Raw genomic sequence first — 19,011 nt, 5'->3', positions numbered from 1 at the left:
CCGATACCCTGGAGGAAAGGTCGGAATGAAGATATCCGATGGATTTGACGCTCGTCGCTTGCGCCCCAAGGGCCAGAGCAACTGGCGTTTGCGCCTGGGCGCGGTGTTTGCCGCGCTGCTCGCGCTGTTTGGCTTGCTGCTCTCGTTGGCCGGTGGCGCCGCGCTGTCTGGCCACTCGCCTGCGTTGGGCGAACTCAATACCAGCCCGGGCGGTGCGGCGGTGCTGTTAGTCGGCGGGCTGTTGATCCTGTGGCTCGGCGTCTGGTTGTGGCGCCGTTGCCGACGCCGCATGCGTGAACCACTGGCGCTGAACATCGCCTCACACCTGATGAAAAAGCACGACTGATCGAGCACTGATAGCGTTTTGTCCCGCATCAACCGCGCTGATTTGGGTAAACTGCCCGCCCTTCGCGGAGGCTGCCATGCAAGACGACGATTTTTCCCTGTTCAAAAACGAGCTGCGCGGCGTCAAGCCGATCAAGCACGACCGCGCCGATACCGGCAAACCCAAGGCCGACCGCGCGCAGATCGCCAAACTGCGCCAGGCGGCCACGGTGCGCACTGACGCCACCACGGTGGACGGCCTGTCGGACCAGTTCGTGATTGACGTCGGCCCCGAAGACGAGTTGATGTGGTCCCGCGACGGGGTCCAGGAAAGCCAGGTGCGCAAGCTCAAGGCTGGGCAGATCCCGTTCGAAGGCAGCCTCGACCTGCATGGCATGACCGTGGAAAAGGCCCGGGAAACCCTCTGGGCCTTCCTTGCCGAAGCCACCAAATTCGAAATCCGCTGCGTACGCGTCACCCACGGCAAGGCCGTGCGCCTGGACGGCAAGCGCCCCATGATCAAGAGCCACGTCAATACCTGGCTACGCCAGCATGCCCAAGTGCTCGGCTTCACCTCCTGCCAACCGCGCCATGGCGGCGCCGGCGCGGTGTATGTGATGCTCAAGCGCACGATGCTCGAAGGGCGTGACGAGTAACCCACGCTTGCAGCGATCTGCCGGCCACCGTACCCTTGCACTTTGCGAAAATCCCACAGGTAGTTTCATGTCCCTGGAACAGAATTACACAGCGATCCTCGGCCAAATCGGCGAGGACGTCTCCCGCGAGGGCCTGCTCGACACGCCAAAACGTGCCGCCAAGGCCATGCAATACCTTTGCCGCGGCTATGAGCAGACACTGGAAGAGGTCACCAACGGTGCCCTGTTCAGCTCCGACAGCAGCGAAATGGTGCTGGTCAAGGACATCGAGTTGTACTCGCTGTGCGAACACCACTTGCTGCCGTTCATCGGCAAGGCCCATGTCGCCTATATCCCGAGCGGCAAGGTGCTGGGCCTGTCGAAGGTCGCGCGGATTGTCGACATGTATGCCCGTCGCCTGCAGATCCAGGAAAACCTCAGCCGCCAGATCGCCGATGCGGTCCAACAGGTGACCGGTGCCCTGGGCGTTGCCGTGGTGATCGAGGCCAAGCACATGTGCATGATGATGCGCGGTGTGGAGAAGCAGAATTCGTCGATGATCACGTCGGTGATGCTGGGTGAGTTCCGCGAAAACGCGGCCACCCGCAGCGAGTTCCTCAGCCTGATCAAGTAACCGGCTGCGCCAGGAAAAACCGGCATTCATCGCCGGTTTTTTTTCGCCCGTGGAAATCAGGTAAGCTGCGGCCCCTTCTGTCATGGGCAAGAGGTTTCAGCCATGTTCGTCAAAGCACTTCGAGTGGGCCTCGGCCACGTCATCATCGCGGGCGATTTCCTGACCCGCCCACGTAAAAAACAGCGCCCTGCCGAGCAACAGGCGCAGGTCAATGAAGCGGCCAAGGGCCTGACCCTGTACCAGTTCCACGCCTGCCCGTTCTGCGTGAAGACGCGCCGCACCCTGCACCGCCTGAATGTGCCGGTGGCGCTCAAGGATGCGAAGAACAACGAGCAGGACCGCCAGGCTTTGCTGACACAAGGTGGCAAGATCAAGGTGCCGTGCCTGCGTATCGAAGAAAACGGCCAGACCACCTGGATGTATGACTCCAAGGTAATCATCGATTACCTGGATAAGCGCTTCGCCGCGATCTGACAGAAAACGCGGTCAAAATGTGGGAGCGGGCTTGCTCGCTCCCACATTTTGACCGCGCCTATCAGTCGAGCATCGGCACGTGCCTGGGGTGGCTGGCCACACGCTCAAGCCAGGCTTGCACGGCTGGGTAGGGGCTCAGGTCGAAGCCACCTTCATGGGCTACATGGGTGTAGGCATACAGCGCAATGTCGGCAATCGAATACTGGTCGCCCACCAGGTACGGCGTGGCTTGCAGTTGTTTTTCCATGACCTTCAGCGCCTTGTAGCCGCCTTTATGGGTGGTTTTGTACTCTTCCAGCCGATCGTCCGGCAGGCCCAGGTAAAGCTGGATAAACCGCGCCACTGCAATGTACGGCTCATGGCTGTATTGCTCGAAAAACTGCCATTGCAACACCTGCGTGCGCAGTCGCGGCTCGCTGGGCAGGAATTCGCTGCCGTCGGCGAGGAAGTTGAGGATCGCATTGGACTCCCATAGGCAAGTGCCGTCTTCCAGTTCCAGCACCGGGATCTTGCCGTTGGGGTTCTTCGCCAGGAACTCGGCGGTCTGTGTGTCGCCATTCAAGATGTCGACATTCACCCACTCATACGCGATGCCGAGCAGGTTGAGCATCAACTTGATCTTGTAGCAGTTGCCCGAGCGGTAATCGCCATAAACCTTGTACATGAAGCTCCCCTTATGCCGCTTGCGCGCGCTGTGCTTGACGGACCACCGCCGCGAGACGCTTGAGACCTTCGTCCAGGCGCGCCGGGTCGATGTGGCTGAAATTGAGCCGCAGGTGCCCATGGTGCTGGTCCGGCTCGGAAAAGAACGGTTCACCGGGCATGAACGCCACGTCCTGATCGAGCGCTGGTGCCAACAAGGTGCGGGTATCCAAGGGCTGTTTCAAGGTCAGCCAGAAGAATAATCCCCCCTGAGGCACTTGCCAGTCGGCCAGCTCATCGAAGTGGCGCTTCAGTGCCGCCTGGAACCCATCACGACGCTCACGGTAAAAACTGCGCAGTTGCACCAGGTGCTGCTGGTAGCGCTCGGTGCCGATCCACTGCATGGCCTGCCATTGGCCAACGCGGTTGGTGTGCAGGTCCGCCGACTGCTTGAGCTTGAGCAGATGGGGAAACAAATCGGGGCTGGCGATCAGGTAACCGACACGCAAGCCGGGGAGCAGGGTTTTCGATACGGTGCCGGTGTAGATCCAGCTGGCCTTGCGCAGCCGGCTGACAATCGGCCGCGCACTGGCGCCATCGAAGGTCAACTCGCGGTAAGGCTCGTCTTCGATCAGGGTCACGCCGAACTCATCCAGCAAGGCCGCTACGGCGTCGCGCTTGGCTTCGCTGTAGCGCACCGCCGAAGGGTTCTGGAAGGTCGGGATCAAGTAGATGAATGCCGGGCGATGGCGTTCCAGATTGCTGCGCAGCGCCGTCAGGTCCGGGCCATCGGCTTCCAGTTCCACGGTCAGGCAATCGGCGCCGAACAATTGGAAGATCTGCAGGGCAGCCAGGTAGGTCGGGCCTTCCAGCAGGATCTGCGTGCCCCGGTCGATATACAGCTTGGCCGCCAGGTCCAGGGTTTGCTGCGAGCCGCTGACCACCAACACCTGGCTGGCCTCGCAGGCCACCCCCAGCGCTCGCGCTTCGGCCGCCAGCAACTCGCGCAATTGCGGCTCGCCTTCACTCATGCCGTACTGGCCCATGGCCGGCGGCATGCCCTGCCAATCCAGCGCCGGCAGCATGGCTTCGGCGGGCAGGCCTCCGGCGAATGACATCACCTCCGGACGCTGGGCCGCCGCGAGGATCTCACGGATCAAGGAGCTTTTAAGGCGCGAAACACGTTCAGAGAAAGCCATAGGGTCACCGGTAGCAAAGCCTGGGGGAAATACGTCAAACTGGTTGACCGAAATTACGACGCCCCGGGTAGATACGTCAATATGCTTGACCTTAAAAACCAGACTTCGCAGCAAGCCGCCATGGAAGCGTTCTTCTTCGGCTATCAGGCCTTCACCGCCAAGGCCGATGAAATGCTGGAGCGCCGGGGCTTGAGCCGGGTGCATCAGCGCATCGTGTTTTTTATCGCCCGTTACCCCGCCTTGAACGTCAAGCAACTGCTGGAACTGCTGGGGGTGAGCAAGCAGGCGCTGAATATGCCACTGCGCCAATTGCAGGAAATGCACCTGGTCGACAGCATCGCCTCGGACACCGACAAACGTAAGCGCCTGCTGCAATTGACCGAAGAAGGCCAGCGCTTCGAACACGCCCTGCGCCGCGAGCAAGTCAAGTTGCTGCAGCGCGCCTTTGCCGAGGCCGGCGAGGACGCAGTGAATGGCTGGCTGGCGGTGAACAAGGCCCTGACCCTGCCTTGAGAGTGGCCTTTCATCTTTTTTGCACACATAATCGCAAACATTATTTGCTTTCTTTGTATACAAAAGCATAATTCGCTTCGTGCGAGTTCCTGACCTACTGGTCAACAAAACCCGCTGGTACCTCAAAGCACCGCTGCCCACCCCTGTGTCCGGTGCTGGAAATAACAATAAAACTCTTGAGGAGTACTTGCTGTGGAAAGCCATAAATCCGACGCCCCTACGCTGGATCGCAGTCCGCCCCACCTTTCAACCGTGAAGCAGGGCTGGCTGGAACGCCTGTTCAAACTCAGCTTGCATGGCACCACAGTGAAGACCGAATTGATCGCCGGCCTCACGACCTTCATCACCATGGCCTACATCATCTTCGTCAACCCCAACATCATGGCCGATGCCGGCATCGACCACGGCGCCGCCTTTGTCGCGACCTGTATCGCCGCAGCTCTCGGCTGCCTGTTGATGGGCCTGTATGCCAACTGGCCTGTAGGCCTGGCTCCCGGCATGGGCTTGAATGCGTTTTTCACCTACACCGTGGTCGGCACCATGGGCTACACCTGGGAGACCGCGCTGGGTGCGGTATTTATCTCCGGCGTGTTGTTCATGATTCTGACGCTGTCGCGCATCCGCGAATGGCTGCTCAACAGCATCCCGGTAAGCCTGCGCCACGCCATGGGCGCGGGGGTGGGTCTGTTTCTGGGGGTGATCGGCCTGAAAACCGCCGGCATCATCGTTGCAAGCCCCGCCACCCTGATCAAGCTCGGCTCCCTGCATGAACCGGCTCCGCTGTTGGCGGCCATCTGCTTTTTGCTGATCGCGATCCTCAGTTATCACCGGGTGTTCGGTGCGATCCTGATCAGCATCATCGCCGTTACCCTGGCCGGCTGGGGCCTGGGCCTGGTGCATTACCAGGGTATTGTGGCGCCCCCGCCGAGCCTGGCACCGACCTGGATGGCGATGGACGTGATGGGCGTGTTCAACGTCAGCATGATCAGCGTGGTATTCGCCTTCCTGTTTGTACACATGTTCGACACTGCCGGCACCCTGATGGGCGTTGCCCAGCGCGCCGGGCTGGTGAACGCCGACGGCAAGATCGAAAACCTCTCGCGGGCCTTGAAAGCCGACAGCGCCTCCAGCGTGTTTGGTGCGGTGGTGGGTGTGCCACCAGTCACCAGTTATGTGGAAAGCGCTGCGGGCGTGGCCGCAGGTGGGCGCACCGGGCTGACCGCCGTTACCGTGGGCGTATTGTTTGTGGCAGCGATGTTTTTCGCCCCGCTGGCGGGCATGATTCCCGCGTATGCCACGGCCGGTGCATTGATTTATGTGGCGATGCTGATGATGAGCGGCATGGCCCATATCGAATGGGACGACGCCACCGACAGCATCCCGGCGATTGTCACGGCGATCATGATGCCCTTGACCTTTTCCGTCGCCGACGGCATCGCCCTGGGTTTTATCACCTACGTGGCCCTCAAGGCCGGTACTGGCAAGTACAAGGAAATTTCCATCAGCCTGTGGGTGCTGTGCGCGATTTTCATCGCCAAGTTTGTCTTCCTGTAACTCGGAAGCCGGCGAAAACCGCCTCACCCTCGGGTGGGGCTTTTGCATGTATGGAGGAATGTAATGAGCGTGGAAACCTGGCTGCTGTTCAGCGGCGCTGCTTTGATCGTGATCCTGATTCCGGGGCCGCTGTCGTTGCTGATGATCAGCAACAGCCTGAACTACGGCCTGCGCCGTTCGTACCCGGCGTTTCTTGGCGGGGTGTTTGCCTCGATCTGCCTGCTGAGCGCCTCGGCCCTCGGCCTGGGGGCCTTGTTGCTGGCGTCGGAGCAGTTGTTCAGCGCCTTGAAGATCGTCGGTGCGCTGTATCTGTTCTACCTCGCCTGGCAGAGCTGGCAGCAGTCGCGCCTGCCGTCCCAGGGCGCCGTGGTGCCGGACGCAGCACCCGTACCGCGCTTTCGCGCGCTGTTTGGCCGGGCCTTTGTGCTGGGCGCGAGCAACCCCAAGGACATTCTGTTTTTCGCCGCCTTCCTGCCGCAGTTTCTCAGCAGCCAGCAGCCGTTTTTGCCGCAACTGCTGATCATGATCGCCACCTGGACCGTGCTGGACCTGCTATGCAAGCTGGCCTACGGCCTGGGAGCCCATGGTGCCGCGCGGTATCTGCGCACCGGCAAGGGCCAGAGCTGGTTCAACCGTTTCAGTGCCGGGCTGTTTGGCAGCGCCGGGGCGGCATCGCTGCTCAGGGGCTAGTGGCTTCCTGACGCCGTGTAGGAGCGAGCTTGCTCGCGAAGAACTCGAGCGCACCGCGTGTAGCCAGACAACGCGCGTTATCGTTGACGTTTTTCGCGAGCAAGCTCGCTCCTACAGAGCGGGCAAAAAAAAGCCCGCAGTGTGAGCGGGCGAAACCAACGAAGAGCATTTGGGGGTGTGAAGCGAGGTGACGACTCAGCTACCGCGATAGGTGGAGTAGCTGTAGGGCGAAATCAGCAGCGGCACATGGTAGTGATCCTGTTCGGCACTGATGCCAAAACGCAGCACTACCACATCGAGAAACGCAGGTTCCGGCAGTTGCACGCCACGGGCGCGGTAGTAGTCGCCGGCACTGAACTGCAACTGGTAGACACCACTGCGGTACTCATCACCTTGCAGCAGCGGCGCGTCGCAACGGCCATCGCTGTTGGTCAGGGCACTGGCGACCAGCTCCAGTTGCGCACCTTCGACGCGGAACAGTTCAACCTTGATGGCGCTGCCTGGGCAGCCGTGGGCGGCGTCCAGTACGTGTGTGGTCAGTCGTCCCATGGATCGGAGCTCCCGTGTCGTGGATTAATAAAGAGGCCGCACCTTTGCAGGGCAATGAAAAGCCGGCGATAGCCGATTAAGACACTTTTCAAAAAAATTGTACACAATAAATTCAACAAACATCCCTCCCCCCTGTAGAAGCCAGCTCGTCGGCGATGACGGTGTATCGACCACAGATGTGGCAACAGCAAGAATGCCATCGCCAGCAAGCCGGCTCCTACAGATGGTTTTTCATACTTTAGTTGACCAATTGGGCAAGTTTCTTGCAAGGATAGGCCTCTGCTACCGCCTGGAAAAAATGCAGAAATACAGGCTTACAAAGTGACCATCAAGTTGTATACAATCAGCCCATCGCTGTGACGCCACGACCGCCACACCATCGATCACGAACAAGAAGGAAGACTGCAGTGAGCGCTGACTACCCACGCGACCTGATCGGTTACGGCAGTAACCCACCGCACCCTCACTGGCCGGGCAAGGCGCGCGTTGCCCTGTCGTTCGTACTCAATTACGAAGAAGGCGGTGAGCGCAATATCCTGCACGGCGACAAAGAGTCGGAAGCCTTCCTCTCGGAAATGGTCTCGGCCCAACCGCTGCAAGGCGCGCGCAACATGAGCATGGAGTCACTGTACGAATACGGCAGCCGTGCCGGCGTGTGGCGCATCCTCAAGCTGTTCAAGGAATTCGACATTCCGCTGACCATCTTCGCCGTGGCCATGGCCGCACAACGTCACCCCGATGTGATCCGCGCCATGGTCGCCGCCGGTCACGAGATTTGCAGCCACGGCTACCGCTGGATCGACTATCAATACATGGATGAGGCCCAGGAGCGCGAGCACATGCTCGAAGCCATCCGTATCCTCACCGAGCTGACCGGCGAACGCCCACTGGGCTGGTACACCGGGCGCACCGGCCCCAACACACGGCGACTGGTGATGGAGGAAGGCGGCTTCCTGTATGACTGCGACACCTACGACGACGACCTGCCCTACTGGGAACCGAACAACCCGACCGGCAAGGCGCACCTGGTGATCCCCTACACCCTGGACACCAATGACATGCGCTTCACCCAGGTCCAGGGCTTCAACAAGGGCGACGACTTTTTCGAATACCTCAAGGACGCCTTCGATGTGCTGTATGCCGAAGGTGCCGAGGCCCCGAAAATGCTCTCCATCGGCCTGCATTGCCGCCTGATCGGCCGCCCGGCGCGCCTGGCCGCACTCAAGCGCTTTATCGAATACGCCAAGGGCCATGACCAGGTGTGGTTCACCCGCCGCGTCGACATTGCCCGCCACTGGCATGACGTACACCCTTTCCAGGGAGCCGCCAAATGACAGCGTTCCAAACCTTGAAACCATCGACCCTCAGCCGCGACGAATTTGTCGCAGCCTTCGCCGATATCTATGAACACTCGCCATGGGTGGCCGAAAAGGCCTTCGACCTGGGCCAGGACGCTTCGATCGATGAGATTGAGACCCTGCACCAGCGCATGAGCGATATCCTGTTGAGTGCCGATCACACCAGGCAACTGGCCCTGATCAACGCTCACCCGGACCTGGCCGGCAAAGCTGCCGTCCAGGGCCAACTGACCGAAGCCAGCACTAACGAACAAGCTGGCGCCGGTATCCACCAATGCTCGAGCGACGAGTTTTCGCGCTTCACCGAGCTGAACGATGCCTACAAGGCCAAGTTCAAGTTTCCCTTCATCATGGCGGTAAAAGGCAGCAACCGGCATCAAATCCTCGCCGCGTTTGAAACGCGCATCCACAACCCGGTCGAGACCGAGTTCAAGTGCGCGCTGGCAGAGATCAACAAGATCGCGTTGTTCCGATTACTGACCCTTTAGCAAACCTGGCCCGAGCGAATCGATCAACGCCCAGGGCCTGGCAAGCATCCCAAGCCACTCTATCTAAGGCAGACAAGAAGAATGAAAGCGCAACCCGTACCTTTCGAGAAGTTCGTCAACCTGGCCGACGCCCGCCTGGGCACCAAGATCATCTCGGTGACCGATGACTGGTTCGCCGACGCCAACCGACTGTTCCAGCCGACCCCGGCCGTATGGAAGGAGGGCGTTTTCGATGATAACGGCAAGTGGATGGACGGCTGGGAGTCCCGCCGCAAGCGCTTCGAAGGCTTCGACAGCGCGGTGATCCGCCTGGGCGTACCGGGTTCGATCAAGGGCGTGGACATCGACACTTCATTCTTCACCGGCAACTTCCCGCCATCGGCGTCCCTGGAAGGCTGCTTCCTGGCTTCGGGCGAGCCCGATGACAACACCCAGTGGGTTGAAGTACTGTCCGCCGTAGAGTTGCAGGGCAACAGCCATCACTTCCACGAGATCAACAACGACCAGGCGTTCAGCCACCTGCGCTTCAACATCTTCCCGGATGGCGGCGTAGCACGTCTGCGTGTGTACGGCATTCCGTTCCGCGACTGGTCGACCGTGGGTGACAACGAACAAGTGGACCTGGCCTCCTCCCTCAATGGCGGTCGCGCACTGGCCTGCTCCGATGAACACTTCGGGCGCATGGGCAACATCCTCAACCCGGGCCGCGGCATCAACATGGGCGATGGCTGGGAAACCGCACGCCGTCGCACGCCTGGCAATGACTGGGTAATCGTCGCGCTGGGGCATGCCGGCGAGATCGAAAAAGTGGTGGTCGATACCCTGCACTTCAAGGGCAACTACCCGGACACTTGCTCGATCCAGGGCGCGTTCGTCAAAGGCGGCACCGACAGCCAGATCGAAACCCAATCGCTGTTCTGGCGCGAACTGCTGCCAGCACAGAAACTGGAAATGCACGCCGAACACACCTTCGCCGAGCAGATCAAGGCACTGGGCCCGATCACCCACATCCGCCTCAACGTATTCCCGGATGGTGGTGTGAGCCGCCTGCGGGTTTTCGGCAAGGTCGCTAAATAAGGCCGCCCATGTAGGAGCGAGCTTGCTCGCGAAGATCGTCAACGATAACGCGCCCCTCCTGGATAAACGCGGTGCCCTTGAGTTTTTCGCGAGCAAGCTCGCTCCTACACAGATCCATCAATAACTAAACAGATTAAGAAGACAGCCATGCGCACACTGATGATCGAACCCTTGACCAAAGAAGCCTTCGCCCCTTTCGGAGACGTTATCGAAACCGAAGGCAGCGATCACTTCATGATCAACAACGGCTCGACCATGCGCTTTCATAAACTGGCGACGGTCGAGACCGCCACGCCAGAAGACCACGCCATCATCAGCATCTTCCGCGCCGATGCGCAGGACATGCCGTTGACCGTGTGCATGCTGGAAAGACACCCGCTGGGCAGCCAGGCCTTTATCCCGCTGCTCGGCAACCCCTTTCTGATCGTGGTCGCGCCGGTTGGCGATGAACCTGTATCAGGCTTGGTCCGCGCCTTCGTCACCAACGGCAGGCAGGGCATTAATTACCATCGCGGCGTCTGGCACCACCCGGTGCTGACGATCGAAAAGCGGGATGACTTCCTGGTGGTTGATCGCAGTGGCACAGGCAATAACTGCGATGAGCATTTTTTCAAAGAGGATGAGCGGTTGATCCTCGCCCCCCACCAATAAGAGAAGGTCCGATCACCCGACAACAAGGGTGACGGGCGAGAGGTAAAGACTGTGGAAGCACATCTGTTGGAATGGCTGAACCTTAGCGTGCGCTGGGTTCATATGATCACTGGCGTGGCCTGGATCGGTGCGTCTTTCTATTTCGTATGGCTGGAAAACAACCTGAACCGCGTCAACCCCAAAAGCGGCCTGGCTGGCGATTTATGGGCAATCCACGGTGGCGGTATCTACCACCTGGAAAAATACAAACTGGCCCCACCGACCATGCCGGACAACCTGCACTGGTTCAAATGGGAAGCCTATTTCACCTGGATGTCGGGCGTCGCGCTGCTCTGCGTGGTGTTCTACCTCAACCCGACGCTGTACCTGCTCGCCCCCGGCAGCAGCCTCAGCGGTACCGAAGGCGTGTTGCTGGGCATTGGCTCACTGTTCGCCGGCTGGTTCATCTACTCCTTTCTGTGCGACTCGGCCCTGGGCAAACGCCCTGCCCTGCTCGGCTTCATCCTGTTCGTCCTGTTGATCGGCGCCGCCTATGGCTTCAGCAAGGTGTTCAGTGGCCGTGGCGCGTACCTGCATGTGGGCGCCATCATCGGCACCATCATGGTCGGCAACGTGTTCCGCATCATCATGCCGGCCCAGCGTGCGCTGGTGGCGGCGATCGCGGAAAACCGCACGCCAGACCCGGCACTGCCGGCCAAGGGCCTGTTGCGTTCACGCCATAACAACTACTTCACCCTGCCTGTGCTGTTCATCATGATCAGCAACCACTTCCCGAGCACCTACGGCAGCCAGTACAACTGGTTGATCCTGGCCGGGATCGCGGTGGCGGCGGTGTTGGTGCGTCACTACTTCAACACCCGCCACGACAGCCAGAAATACGCCTGGACTCTGCCGGTCGGTGCCCTGGCGATGATCTGCCTGGCTTATGTCACCGGTCCAAAACCCGCGGTTACCACACCGGACGTGGCCAAGGCGCCAGCAGCGATCGAGTACCAGCCATTGCCGGAAACCGCATTGGGTGGCGGCCTCAAGCCAGCAACTCCCGCCGCGCCAGCACCAGCGGCAGAAGCGCCTGCGGCCCAGGCCTCGACGGATTTTGGCAAGGTACATAGCGTGATTGAAGAGCGTTGCACCGTGTGCCATTCGGCCAAGCCCACCAGCCCGCTGTTCAGCACCGCACCGGCCGGGGTGATGTTCGATACCCCGGCGCAGATCCAGCAGCAAGCGGCGCGCATTCAAGCGCAGGCGGTTGCCAGCCAGATCATGCCGCTGGGCAACATTACCCAGATGACTCAACAGGAACGCGAGTTGATTGGTAGCTGGATCAATCAGGGGGCCCGCACTAACTGACAGCCTGACGCAAATCCAAAATGTGGGAGCGGGCTTGCTCGCGAATGCGGTGTGTCATTCAACCCTTAAGGTGACTGAGCCGCCGTTTTCGCGAGCAAGCCCGCTCCCACAGGGGATCTGCGGTGATTTTGAGATCGAGCTCCAAATGGCAATTGACTGCCAAACAACACAAAAATAAAAAAGATCCGAGGTGTTGCATGTCCCAGTTAGAAACGCAGATTCCTGCCGCGCCCGCCATGGTGCGGCTTCCACTTTTGCAACTGATCCTGGTAGGCCTGCAACATGTACTGCTGATGTACGGCGGCGCCGTGGCCGTACCGCTGATCATCGGACAAGCCGCGGGTTTGAGCCGTGAAGAAATCGCCTTTCTGATCAACGCCGACCTGTTGGTGGCGGGGATCGCCACCATGGTCCAGTCCTTTGGCATCGGCCCGCTGGGTATCCGTATGCCGGTGATGATGGGCGCCAGCTTTGCTGCGGTCGGCAGCATGGTCGCCATGGCAGGCATGCCGGGTATCGGCCTGCAAGGGATCTTCGGCGCAACCATCGCCGCCGGGTTCTTTGGTATGGTGATCGCGCCGTTCATGTCCAAGGTAGTACGCTTCTTCCCTCCGTTGGTGACCGGTACCGTGATCACCGCCATCGGTCTTTCGTTGTTTCCCGTCGCGGTGAACTGGGCGGGCGGTGGCGCCAGCGCTGTGCAATTCGGCTCACCGATCTACCTGGCCATCGCCGGCCTGGTACTCGCCACCATCCTGTTGATCAACCGTTTCATGCGCGGTTTCTGGGTCAATATCTCGGTGCTGATCGGCATGGCCCTGGGCTATGCCTTGTGCGGTTTGCTCGGCATGGTCGACCTCGGTGGCCTGGAGCAGGCGCCGTGGGTGCAAGTGGTCACGCCGTTGCACTTCGGCATGCCCACGTTCGAGTTGGCGCCGATCCTGTCGATGTGCCTGGTGGTCGTGATTATTTTCGTCGAGTCCACCGGCATGTTCCTGGCCCTGGGCAAGATCACCGGGCAGGAAGTCACCCCGAAAATGCTACGGCGCGGCCTGCTGTGCGATGCCGGCGCATCGTTCTTTGCCGGGTTCTTCAACACCTTCACCCACTCCTCTTTCGCCCAGAACATCGGCCTGGTGCAGATGACCGGCGTGCGTTGCCGCTCGGTGACGATCATGGCCGGGGCCTTTCTGATTGTGCTGAGCCTGCTGCCCAAGGCGGCGTTTTTGGTAGCGTCGATTCCACCTGCGGTGCTGGGTGGTGCGGCCATCGCGATGTTCGGCATGGTCGCGGCGACCGGGATCAAGATCCTCCAGGAAGCCGACATTGCCGACCGCCGTAACCAGTTGCTGGTGGCCGTGAGCATCGGCATGGGCCTGATTCCGGTGGTACGCCCGGAGTTCTTCGCCCAGTTGCCGTTGTGGATGAGCCCGATTACCCATAGCGGCATTGCCATGGCCACGCTCAGTGCGTTGTCGCTGAACGTGTTGTTCAACATCCTGGGCGGTTCAGAACGACCCGAAGTCGCCCATACGCATTGATTCCTTCGTTACTACAAAAATAACAACGAACAGGGAATATCCACATGCACGCCATTCACCTGGGGCCGGCCACACGCCGTGCCCCATTCTCGCCCCTCGCGCTCTTTTACAGCGCACTTGAGCACAGGCTCTGGAGCCAGTATTCTCCGCGCCCGCTCAAATCGACTCAAAAAAAAACAGCGAATGTAAAAGCTGACTTAAAGGCCAACTTATCCCGGCCTTATGTTGGCTGCCAAAGTGCGCAAAAGTCCTCTGAATTCGACTGCATCCCCTGCAGCCGACGGGGATTTTTTGGCTTTTCAAACACCTTGGCGCAGCTCTTGCTAAAAGCATTAAAGCTGACCGAACAGACGATTTTTGCAGCGAACCAAAAGGCGCCACACCAGAGCGCCTGCGTAGAAGAAAAACCACAAAACCTTAGCTCGGGAGCAACCGAATGAAACGTACCGTGAACAGCCTTATGTTGGCAGGATCCCTGTTGGTTGGGGGCCAAGCGATGGCGGGTGACCTGCTGCAGTGGCAGAACAACAGCCTGACTTACCTGTGGGGTAAGAACTTCAAAGTCAACCCAGAGATCCAGCAAACCGTCACCTTTGAACATGCCGATGCGTGGAAGTACGGCGACAACTTCTTCTTCCTCGACCGTATCTTTTACAACGGCAAGGAAGACGGCAACGTCGGCCCCAATACTTACTATGGCGAGTTCAGCCCACGGCTGTCGTTTGGCAAGATCTTCGATAAAGACTTGTCCTTCGGACCGATCAAAGATGTCTTGCTGGCGTTCACTTACGAGTTCGGCGAAGGCGACAATGAGTCCTACCTGGTAGGCCCGGCATTTGACTTGAACATCCCCGGCTTCGATTACTTCCAGTTGAACTTCTACCAGCGCCAGACCGAAGGCAATCGCCCGGGTGACGGCGTATGGCAGATCACGCCGGTATGGTCGTACACCATTCCCGTGGGCAACTCCGACGTGCTGATCGACGGTTTCATGGACTGGGTGGTGGATAACGACAAGAACGCCCGTGGCACCTACCACGCCAACCTGCACTTCAACCCGCAGGTCAAATATGACTTGGGCAAGGCCATGAGCTGGGGCGCCAAGCAGTTGTATGTCGGCTTTGAATACGACTACTGGAAGAACAAGTACGGGATCCAGGACAGCGGCGCGTTCGAGACCAATCAGGACACGGCGAGCCTGCTGGTCAAGTACCACTTCTAAAGCCTGAACACGGCCCCCTGTAGGAGCGAGCTTGCTCGCGAAAATCGTTAACGATGACGCGAGTATCCTGAATGCACGCGGCGTTCTCAGGTTTTTCGCGAGCAAGCTCGCTCCTACAAGGGATCAGGCCAAGCCCAGGAACCGCTGCAACTCTTCGCGCTTGGCCAGCGCATCGCGCCGGCCCAGCTCGATCAACTCACTGCAATACCCCGCCTCGAACAGCAGATAGCTGAGCACCCCCGCCCCGCTGGTCTTGGTCGCCCCTGGCCCACGTAAAAACAGACGCAACGCTGCCGGCAGTTCCTGGCGATGGCGCGCCGCAATCTCGTCGATTGGCTGGCTGGGCGCAATCACCAGCACGTCTACCGGTGCCAGACCGCGCGCGGCGCTGTCGGCCGGCTGCAGATGGCTGAACTGGTTGAGGCGCTCCAGCAACTCGATATCGCTCTCAAGGCTGTCAATGAACGTGCTGTTGAGCATGTGCCCGCCGATCTGCGCCAGGGTCGGCTGCTGGCCGGTGTAAGTGCGTTGCTGCGGCTCATTCGGGTCAACGGAACGCGGGTTGCCACTGACGCCCACCACCAGCACCCGGCTCGCCCCCAGGTGCAAAGCCGGGCTGATCGGCGCCGACTGCCGGACGGCGCCATCGCCAAAATACTCCTGATCGAGTTTGACTGGCGCAAACAGCAACGGAATCGCCGAGCTGGCCAGCAGGTGCTCCACGGTCAACTCCGTGGGCAGGCCAATGCGCCGGTGGCGCAGCCAGGCGTCGATGGTGCCGCCACCCTGATAGAACGTCACCGCCTGCCCCGACTCATAGCCGAACGCCGTCACGGCGACGGCGTGCAGGTGTTTATGGCGGATCGCCTCATTGATGCCTTCGAAATGCAATTTTTCCTGCAACAGTTCCCGTAGTGGCGAACTGTCGAGCAGCGCCACCGGCACCGGCGATCCCAGGCCCAACAGGCTGCGGGTCAGGAAGCGGCTGGCCTGGTGAATCACCCCCGGCCAGTCGCTGCGCAGTACCAGATGGCTGCGAAAGCCCTGCCAGAAGGCGGTGAGGCGTTCAATGGCGGCGGTAAAATCCATGGCCCCGCTGGCCAGGCTCACGGCGTTGATTGCGCCGGCCGAGGTGCCGACAATCACCGGGAAGGGATTGGCCGCGCCCGGCGGCAACAGTTCGGCAATCGCCGCCAGCACCCCGACCTGATACGCCGCACGCGCCCCGCCGCCGGAAAGAATCAAGCCAGTGACCGGTTCAGTTGGGCGCATTGCATAACTCCATGGGCGGGGGACAGTCCGTTTGTTCAGCGACGCTTTTCGTACAGCTTGGGTTCGCCCGGCGGCCGGCTCTTGAAACGGCGATGGGCCCACAGGTATTGCTCAGGGCACTCGCGCACCACCGTTTCCACCCACTGGTTGATGCGCAGGCAATCGACTTCGTCGGACTCACCGGGAAAGTCGCGCAACGGCGGATGAATCACCATGCGGTAACCGCTGCCATCCGCCAGGCGCTGCTGGGTAAACGGCACCACTAACGCCTTGCCCAGCCGCGCGAACTTGCTGGTGGCGGTGACCGTGGCGGCCTGGATACCGAACAACGGCACAAAAACGCTTTGCTTGGCGCCATAGTCCTGGTCCGGCGCATACCAGATCGCCCGGCCGGCGCGCAGCAGCTTGAGCATGCCGCGCACGTCTTCACGCTCTACCGCCAGGGAATCGAGGTTGTGGCGCTCGCGGCCACGGCGCTGGATGAAATCGAACAACGGGTTGCCGTGCTCACGGTACATGCCATCGATGGTGTGCTTCTGGCCCAGCAAGGCAGCGCCGATCTCCAGGGTGGTGAAATGCAGGGCCATGAGGATCACGCCCTTGCCTTCCAGTTGTGCCTGCTTGAGGTGTTCCAGCCCTTCGACATGGGCCAGGCGCGCCAGGCGTGGCTTGGGCCACCACCAGCTCATGGCCATCTCGAAGAAGGCGATGCCGGTGGACGCAAAGTTTTCCTTGAGCAAATGTTTACGCTCCTGGGCGGACATTTGCGGGAAGCACAGTTCCAGGTTTCGCGCGGCAATACGCCGACGTTCACCGGCCACTCGGTACATAAACGCACCCAGGACACGGCCAATCCCCAACAAAACCCGGTATGGCAGCTGCACGATCAACCACAGCACACCAAGTCCCAGCCACAACAGCCAGAAGCGCGGGTGAAAAAATACAGCTCGAAAACGCGGGCGATCCATTACAGATTCCGGTAAAGACAAGGGCCGCGCATTCTACAACGGTTCGACCCGGCTTGCGGCTAGCGGATGTTCTCGTTATAAGTCTCGACACTTTTCGTGACAAGCCGCTTTGCCGACCATGAGCCAAACTGAATCGCTAGACCAAGATCCCGTATTCCAGCTCAAGGGCAGCATGCTGGCCATTACTGTGCTGGAACTGGCCCGCAACGACCTTGACGCACTGGATCGCCAGCTTGCCGCCAAAGTCGCCCTCGCGCCGAATTTCTTCAACAATGCGCCGCTGGTGCTGGCCCTGGACAAATTGCCAGCCGGCCAGGGCGCCGTTGATCTGCCGGGCTTGATGCGCGTGTGCCGCCAACATGGCCTGCGCACCCTGGCCATTCGCGCCAGCCGCATTGAAGACATCGCTGCGGCCATCGCCATTGAACTGCCAGTATTGCCACCGTCCGGCGCCCGCGAGCGCGTGCTCGACCCGGTGGAAACTGAAGTGAAGAAAAAACCGGAAAAACCACCCGAGCCGACGATCAAGCCTACAAAGATCATCACCTCCCCCGTACGCGGCGGGCAGCAAATTTACGCCCAGGGCGGCGATCTGGTTGTAGTCGCCCCCGTCAGTCCCGGTGCGGAACTTCTCGCCGATGGCAACATCCATGTATACGGCCCAATGCGCGGTCGGGCACTGGCCGGGGTCAAGGGTGATACCAAGGCACGGATTTTCTGCCAGCAACTGAGTGCTGAGCTGGTGTCCATCGCCGGGCAGTACAAGGTTTCAGAAGATTTGCGGCGTGATCCGCTGTGGGGGGCCGGGGTACAGATCAGCCTGTCGGGCGATGTGTTGAACATCATCCGTCTTTAACGGATACTGCCGCATTTTCCAAGCATCTCTAGACTCTGATAGCAAAGCGAAACCGGCAAGACTTGTGTAGGAACAATAGGAAGTTGGCGTTTCCCTACGGGAACCACATCTTTTTCTTACGAAGGCTGTCCGCCTGCAGCGAGTTTCAAGAGATGTTTTTCAGGGACCGAAAAGTCCTTTTTCCTTAGGGGTGAAACACCTTGGCCAAGATTCTCGTGGTTACATCCGGCAAGGGTGGTGTGGGTAAGACCACCACCAGCGCCGCTATCGGTACCGGCCTCGCTCTGCGCGGCCACAAGACAGTCATCGTCGACTTCGACGTGGGCTTGCGTAACCTTGACCTGATCATGGGTTGCGAGCGCCGCGTGGTGTACGACTTCGTCAACGTGGTCAACGGCGAAGCCAACCTGCAACAGGCACTGATCAAGGACAAGCGCCTTGAGAACCTGTATGTACTGGCCGCCAGCCAGACCCGTGACAAAGACGCGCTGACCAAAGAAGGCGTGGAAAAAGTCCTGATGGAACTCAAGGAAACCTTTGAGTTCGTGGTCTGCGACTCCCCGGCCGGTATCGAGACCGGTGCTCACCTGGCGATGTACTTCGCCGATGAAGCCATCGTCGTGACCAACCCGGAAGTGTCTTCGGTACGTGACTCGGACCGTATGCTGGGCCTGCTGGCCAGCAAATCCCGTCGCGCCGAGAAAGGCGAAGACCCGATCAAGGAGCACCTGCTGCTGACCCGCTACAACCCTGAGCGCGTAAGCAAGGGCGAGATGCTGGGCGTAGAAGACGTTAAAGAGATCCTGGCAGTTGCGCTGCTGGGTGTGATCCCAGAATCCCAAGCGGTACTCAAGGCGTCCAACCAGGGCGTACCGGTCATTCTCGACGACCAGAGCGACGCCGGCCAGGCGTACAGCGATGCTGTCGATCGCTTGCTGGGCAAGACCGTGGAACATCGCTTCCTCGATGCACAGAAGAAGGGATTCTTCGAGCGCCTGTTTGGAGGCAACTAAA

At 60.0% G+C, this 19,011-nt stretch carries 22 protein-coding genes and 2 pseudogenes; 18 read left to right on the top strand and 6 right to left on the bottom strand.

Annotated elements, in window-relative coordinates:
• The first annotated feature begins 25 nt into the window (after window positions 1-25).
• The 4 genes from BFQ03_RS01960 (at window position 26) to BFQ03_RS01945 (ending at window position 2,067) form a co-directional block, all read left to right on the top strand.
• On the top strand, window positions 26-346 hold the full coding sequence (locus BFQ03_RS01960) for a hypothetical protein (RefSeq protein WP_032863237.1): 321 nt from the start codon (window positions 26-28) through the stop codon (window positions 344-346).
• Between the two features lie 76 nt (window positions 347-422).
• Window positions 423-980 carry a Smr/MutS family protein gene (locus BFQ03_RS01955; RefSeq protein WP_032863238.1) on the top strand — a complete coding sequence of 186 codons (558 nt, stop codon included), beginning with the start codon at window positions 423-425 and terminating at the stop codon, window positions 978-980.
• A gap of 67 nt (window positions 981-1,047) precedes the next feature.
• On the top strand, window positions 1,048-1,593 hold the full coding sequence (gene folE / locus BFQ03_RS01950; RefSeq protein ID WP_032863239.1) for a GTP cyclohydrolase I FolE: 546 nt from the start codon (window positions 1,048-1,050) through the stop codon (window positions 1,591-1,593).
• A gap of 102 nt (window positions 1,594-1,695) precedes the next feature.
• Window positions 1,696-2,067: a glutathione S-transferase N-terminal domain-containing protein gene (locus tag BFQ03_RS01945; RefSeq protein ID WP_065942382.1), complete on the top strand. Its 372-nt coding sequence runs from the start codon at window positions 1,696-1,698 to the stop codon at window positions 2,065-2,067.
• 61 nt (window positions 2,068-2,128) lie between these two features.
• On the opposite strand, the gene BFQ03_RS01940 is transcribed toward BFQ03_RS01945, so the two are convergent.
• Together BFQ03_RS01940 and BFQ03_RS01935 are read right to left on the bottom strand one after the other, a co-directional pair.
• Window positions 2,129-2,731 carry a glutathione S-transferase family protein gene (locus BFQ03_RS01940; RefSeq protein WP_065942381.1) on the bottom strand — a complete coding sequence of 201 codons (603 nt, stop codon included), beginning with the start codon at window positions 2,729-2,731 and terminating at the stop codon, window positions 2,129-2,131.
• A 10-nt stretch (window positions 2,732-2,741) separates the two neighbouring features.
• Window positions 2,742-3,908 (bottom strand): aminotransferase-like domain-containing protein, encoded by a 1,167-nt coding sequence (locus BFQ03_RS01935; RefSeq protein WP_065942380.1) that lies wholly within the window; start codon window positions 3,906-3,908, stop codon window positions 2,742-2,744.
• Between the two features lie 81 nt (window positions 3,909-3,989).
• Here BFQ03_RS01935 and BFQ03_RS01930 point away from each other — a divergent pair, with 81 nt between their 5' ends.
• The 3 genes from BFQ03_RS01930 (at window position 3,990) to BFQ03_RS01920 (ending at window position 6,665) form a co-directional block, all read left to right on the top strand.
• Entirely contained in the window at window positions 3,990-4,421 is a 432-nt protein-coding gene (locus BFQ03_RS01930) for a MarR family winged helix-turn-helix transcriptional regulator (RefSeq protein WP_032863243.1), read from the top strand.
• A 222-nt stretch (window positions 4,422-4,643) separates the two neighbouring features.
• Complete coding sequence (locus BFQ03_RS01925) at window positions 4,644-5,975, top strand: NCS2 family permease (protein ID WP_223232712.1); 1,332 nt, start codon at window positions 4,644-4,646, stop codon at window positions 5,973-5,975.
• Window positions 5,976-6,038: 63 nt separating this feature from the next.
• Window positions 6,039-6,665 carry a LysE family translocator gene (locus BFQ03_RS01920; protein ID WP_032863245.1) on the top strand — a complete coding sequence of 209 codons (627 nt, stop codon included), beginning with the start codon at window positions 6,039-6,041 and terminating at the stop codon, window positions 6,663-6,665.
• 16 nt (window positions 6,666-6,681) lie between these two features.
• Here the strand turns inward: BFQ03_RS01920 and BFQ03_RS30465 are convergent.
• Both BFQ03_RS30465 and uraH read right to left on the bottom strand, forming a co-directional pair.
• Window positions 6,682-6,768: pseudogene (locus BFQ03_RS30465) on the bottom strand (outer membrane lipoprotein carrier protein LolA); the annotation flags it as partial.
• Window positions 6,769-6,860: 92 nt separating this feature from the next.
• Window positions 6,861-7,214: a hydroxyisourate hydrolase gene (gene uraH, locus BFQ03_RS01915; protein WP_032863246.1), complete on the bottom strand. Its 354-nt coding sequence runs from the start codon at window positions 7,212-7,214 to the stop codon at window positions 6,861-6,863.
• Window positions 7,215-7,621: 407 nt separating this feature from the next.
• On the opposite strand from uraH, the gene puuE reads away from it, so the two are divergent.
• The 9 genes and pseudogenes from puuE to BFQ03_RS30460 form a co-directional block, all read left to right on the top strand.
• On the top strand, window positions 7,622-8,548 hold the full coding sequence (puuE, locus tag BFQ03_RS01910; protein ID WP_032863247.1) for an allantoinase PuuE: 927 nt from the start codon (window positions 7,622-7,624) through the stop codon (window positions 8,546-8,548).
• Window positions 8,545-9,060 carry a 2-oxo-4-hydroxy-4-carboxy-5-ureidoimidazoline decarboxylase gene (gene uraD / locus BFQ03_RS01905; RefSeq protein WP_032863248.1) on the top strand — a complete coding sequence of 172 codons (516 nt, stop codon included), beginning with the start codon at window positions 8,545-8,547 and terminating at the stop codon, window positions 9,058-9,060. Before puuE ends, uraD begins: the two co-directional genes overlap by 4 nt.
• A gap of 81 nt (window positions 9,061-9,141) precedes the next feature.
• Window positions 9,142-10,137: an allantoicase gene (gene alc, locus BFQ03_RS01900; RefSeq protein WP_032863249.1), complete on the top strand. Its 996-nt coding sequence runs from the start codon at window positions 9,142-9,144 to the stop codon at window positions 10,135-10,137.
• A 147-nt stretch (window positions 10,138-10,284) separates the two neighbouring features.
• Complete coding sequence (locus BFQ03_RS01895; RefSeq protein ID WP_032863250.1) at window positions 10,285-10,788, top strand: ureidoglycolate lyase; 504 nt, start codon at window positions 10,285-10,287, stop codon at window positions 10,786-10,788.
• Between the two features lie 51 nt (window positions 10,789-10,839).
• A complete protein-coding gene (locus tag BFQ03_RS01890; RefSeq protein WP_065942379.1) occupies window positions 10,840-12,138 on the top strand; it encodes a urate hydroxylase PuuD in 1,299 nt (432 codons plus the stop codon).
• A 197-nt stretch (window positions 12,139-12,335) separates the two neighbouring features.
• The gene (locus BFQ03_RS01885; protein ID WP_065942378.1) at window positions 12,336-13,679 is read left to right on the top strand and encodes a nucleobase:cation symporter-2 family protein; all 1,344 of its coding nucleotides are present in this window, start codon (window positions 12,336-12,338) and stop codon (window positions 13,677-13,679) included.
• A gap of 44 nt (window positions 13,680-13,723) precedes the next feature.
• A complete protein-coding gene (locus BFQ03_RS29535; protein ID WP_130898266.1) occupies window positions 13,724-14,119 on the top strand; it encodes a hypothetical protein in 396 nt (131 codons plus the stop codon).
• Window positions 14,116-14,901: an outer membrane protein OmpK gene (locus BFQ03_RS01880; RefSeq protein WP_032863253.1), complete on the top strand. Its 786-nt coding sequence runs from the start codon at window positions 14,116-14,118 to the stop codon at window positions 14,899-14,901. Before BFQ03_RS29535 ends, BFQ03_RS01880 begins: the two co-directional genes overlap by 4 nt.
• 31 nt (window positions 14,902-14,932) lie before the next feature.
• A pseudogene (locus tag BFQ03_RS30460) lies at window positions 14,933-15,019 on the top strand (outer membrane lipoprotein carrier protein LolA); the annotation flags it as partial.
• 5 nt (window positions 15,020-15,024) lie between these two features.
• Here the strand turns inward: BFQ03_RS30460 and BFQ03_RS01875 are convergent.
• Together BFQ03_RS01875 and BFQ03_RS01870 are read right to left on the bottom strand one after the other, a co-directional pair.
• Window positions 15,025-16,173: a patatin-like phospholipase family protein gene (locus BFQ03_RS01875; RefSeq protein ID WP_032863254.1), complete on the bottom strand. Its 1,149-nt coding sequence runs from the start codon at window positions 16,171-16,173 to the stop codon at window positions 15,025-15,027.
• 35 nt (window positions 16,174-16,208) lie between these two features.
• Window positions 16,209-17,141 (bottom strand): lipid A biosynthesis lauroyl acyltransferase, encoded by a 933-nt coding sequence (locus tag BFQ03_RS01870; RefSeq protein WP_032863255.1) that lies wholly within the window; start codon window positions 17,139-17,141, stop codon window positions 16,209-16,211.
• Window positions 17,142-17,259: 118 nt separating this feature from the next.
• On the opposite strand from BFQ03_RS01870, the gene minC reads away from it, so the two are divergent.
• Both minC and minD read left to right on the top strand, forming a co-directional pair.
• Window positions 17,260-17,997: a septum site-determining protein MinC gene (minC, locus tag BFQ03_RS01865; protein WP_032863256.1), complete on the top strand. Its 738-nt coding sequence runs from the start codon at window positions 17,260-17,262 to the stop codon at window positions 17,995-17,997.
• A gap of 200 nt (window positions 17,998-18,197) precedes the next feature.
• Complete coding sequence (minD, locus tag BFQ03_RS01860) at window positions 18,198-19,010, top strand: septum site-determining protein MinD (RefSeq protein ID WP_032863258.1); 813 nt, start codon at window positions 18,198-18,200, stop codon at window positions 19,008-19,010.
• Window position 19,011 lies beyond the last annotated feature (1 nt).

It is taken from the genome of Pseudomonas sp. 25 R 14 (assembly GCF_900004755.1).
In the GTDB taxonomy this organism is placed as follows: Bacteria; Pseudomonadota; Gammaproteobacteria; order Pseudomonadales; family Pseudomonadaceae; genus Aquipseudomonas; species Aquipseudomonas brenneri.
The sequence above is the reverse complement of the archived record's forward strand: the minus strand, read 5'-3'. Positions and strand labels throughout refer to the sequence as shown.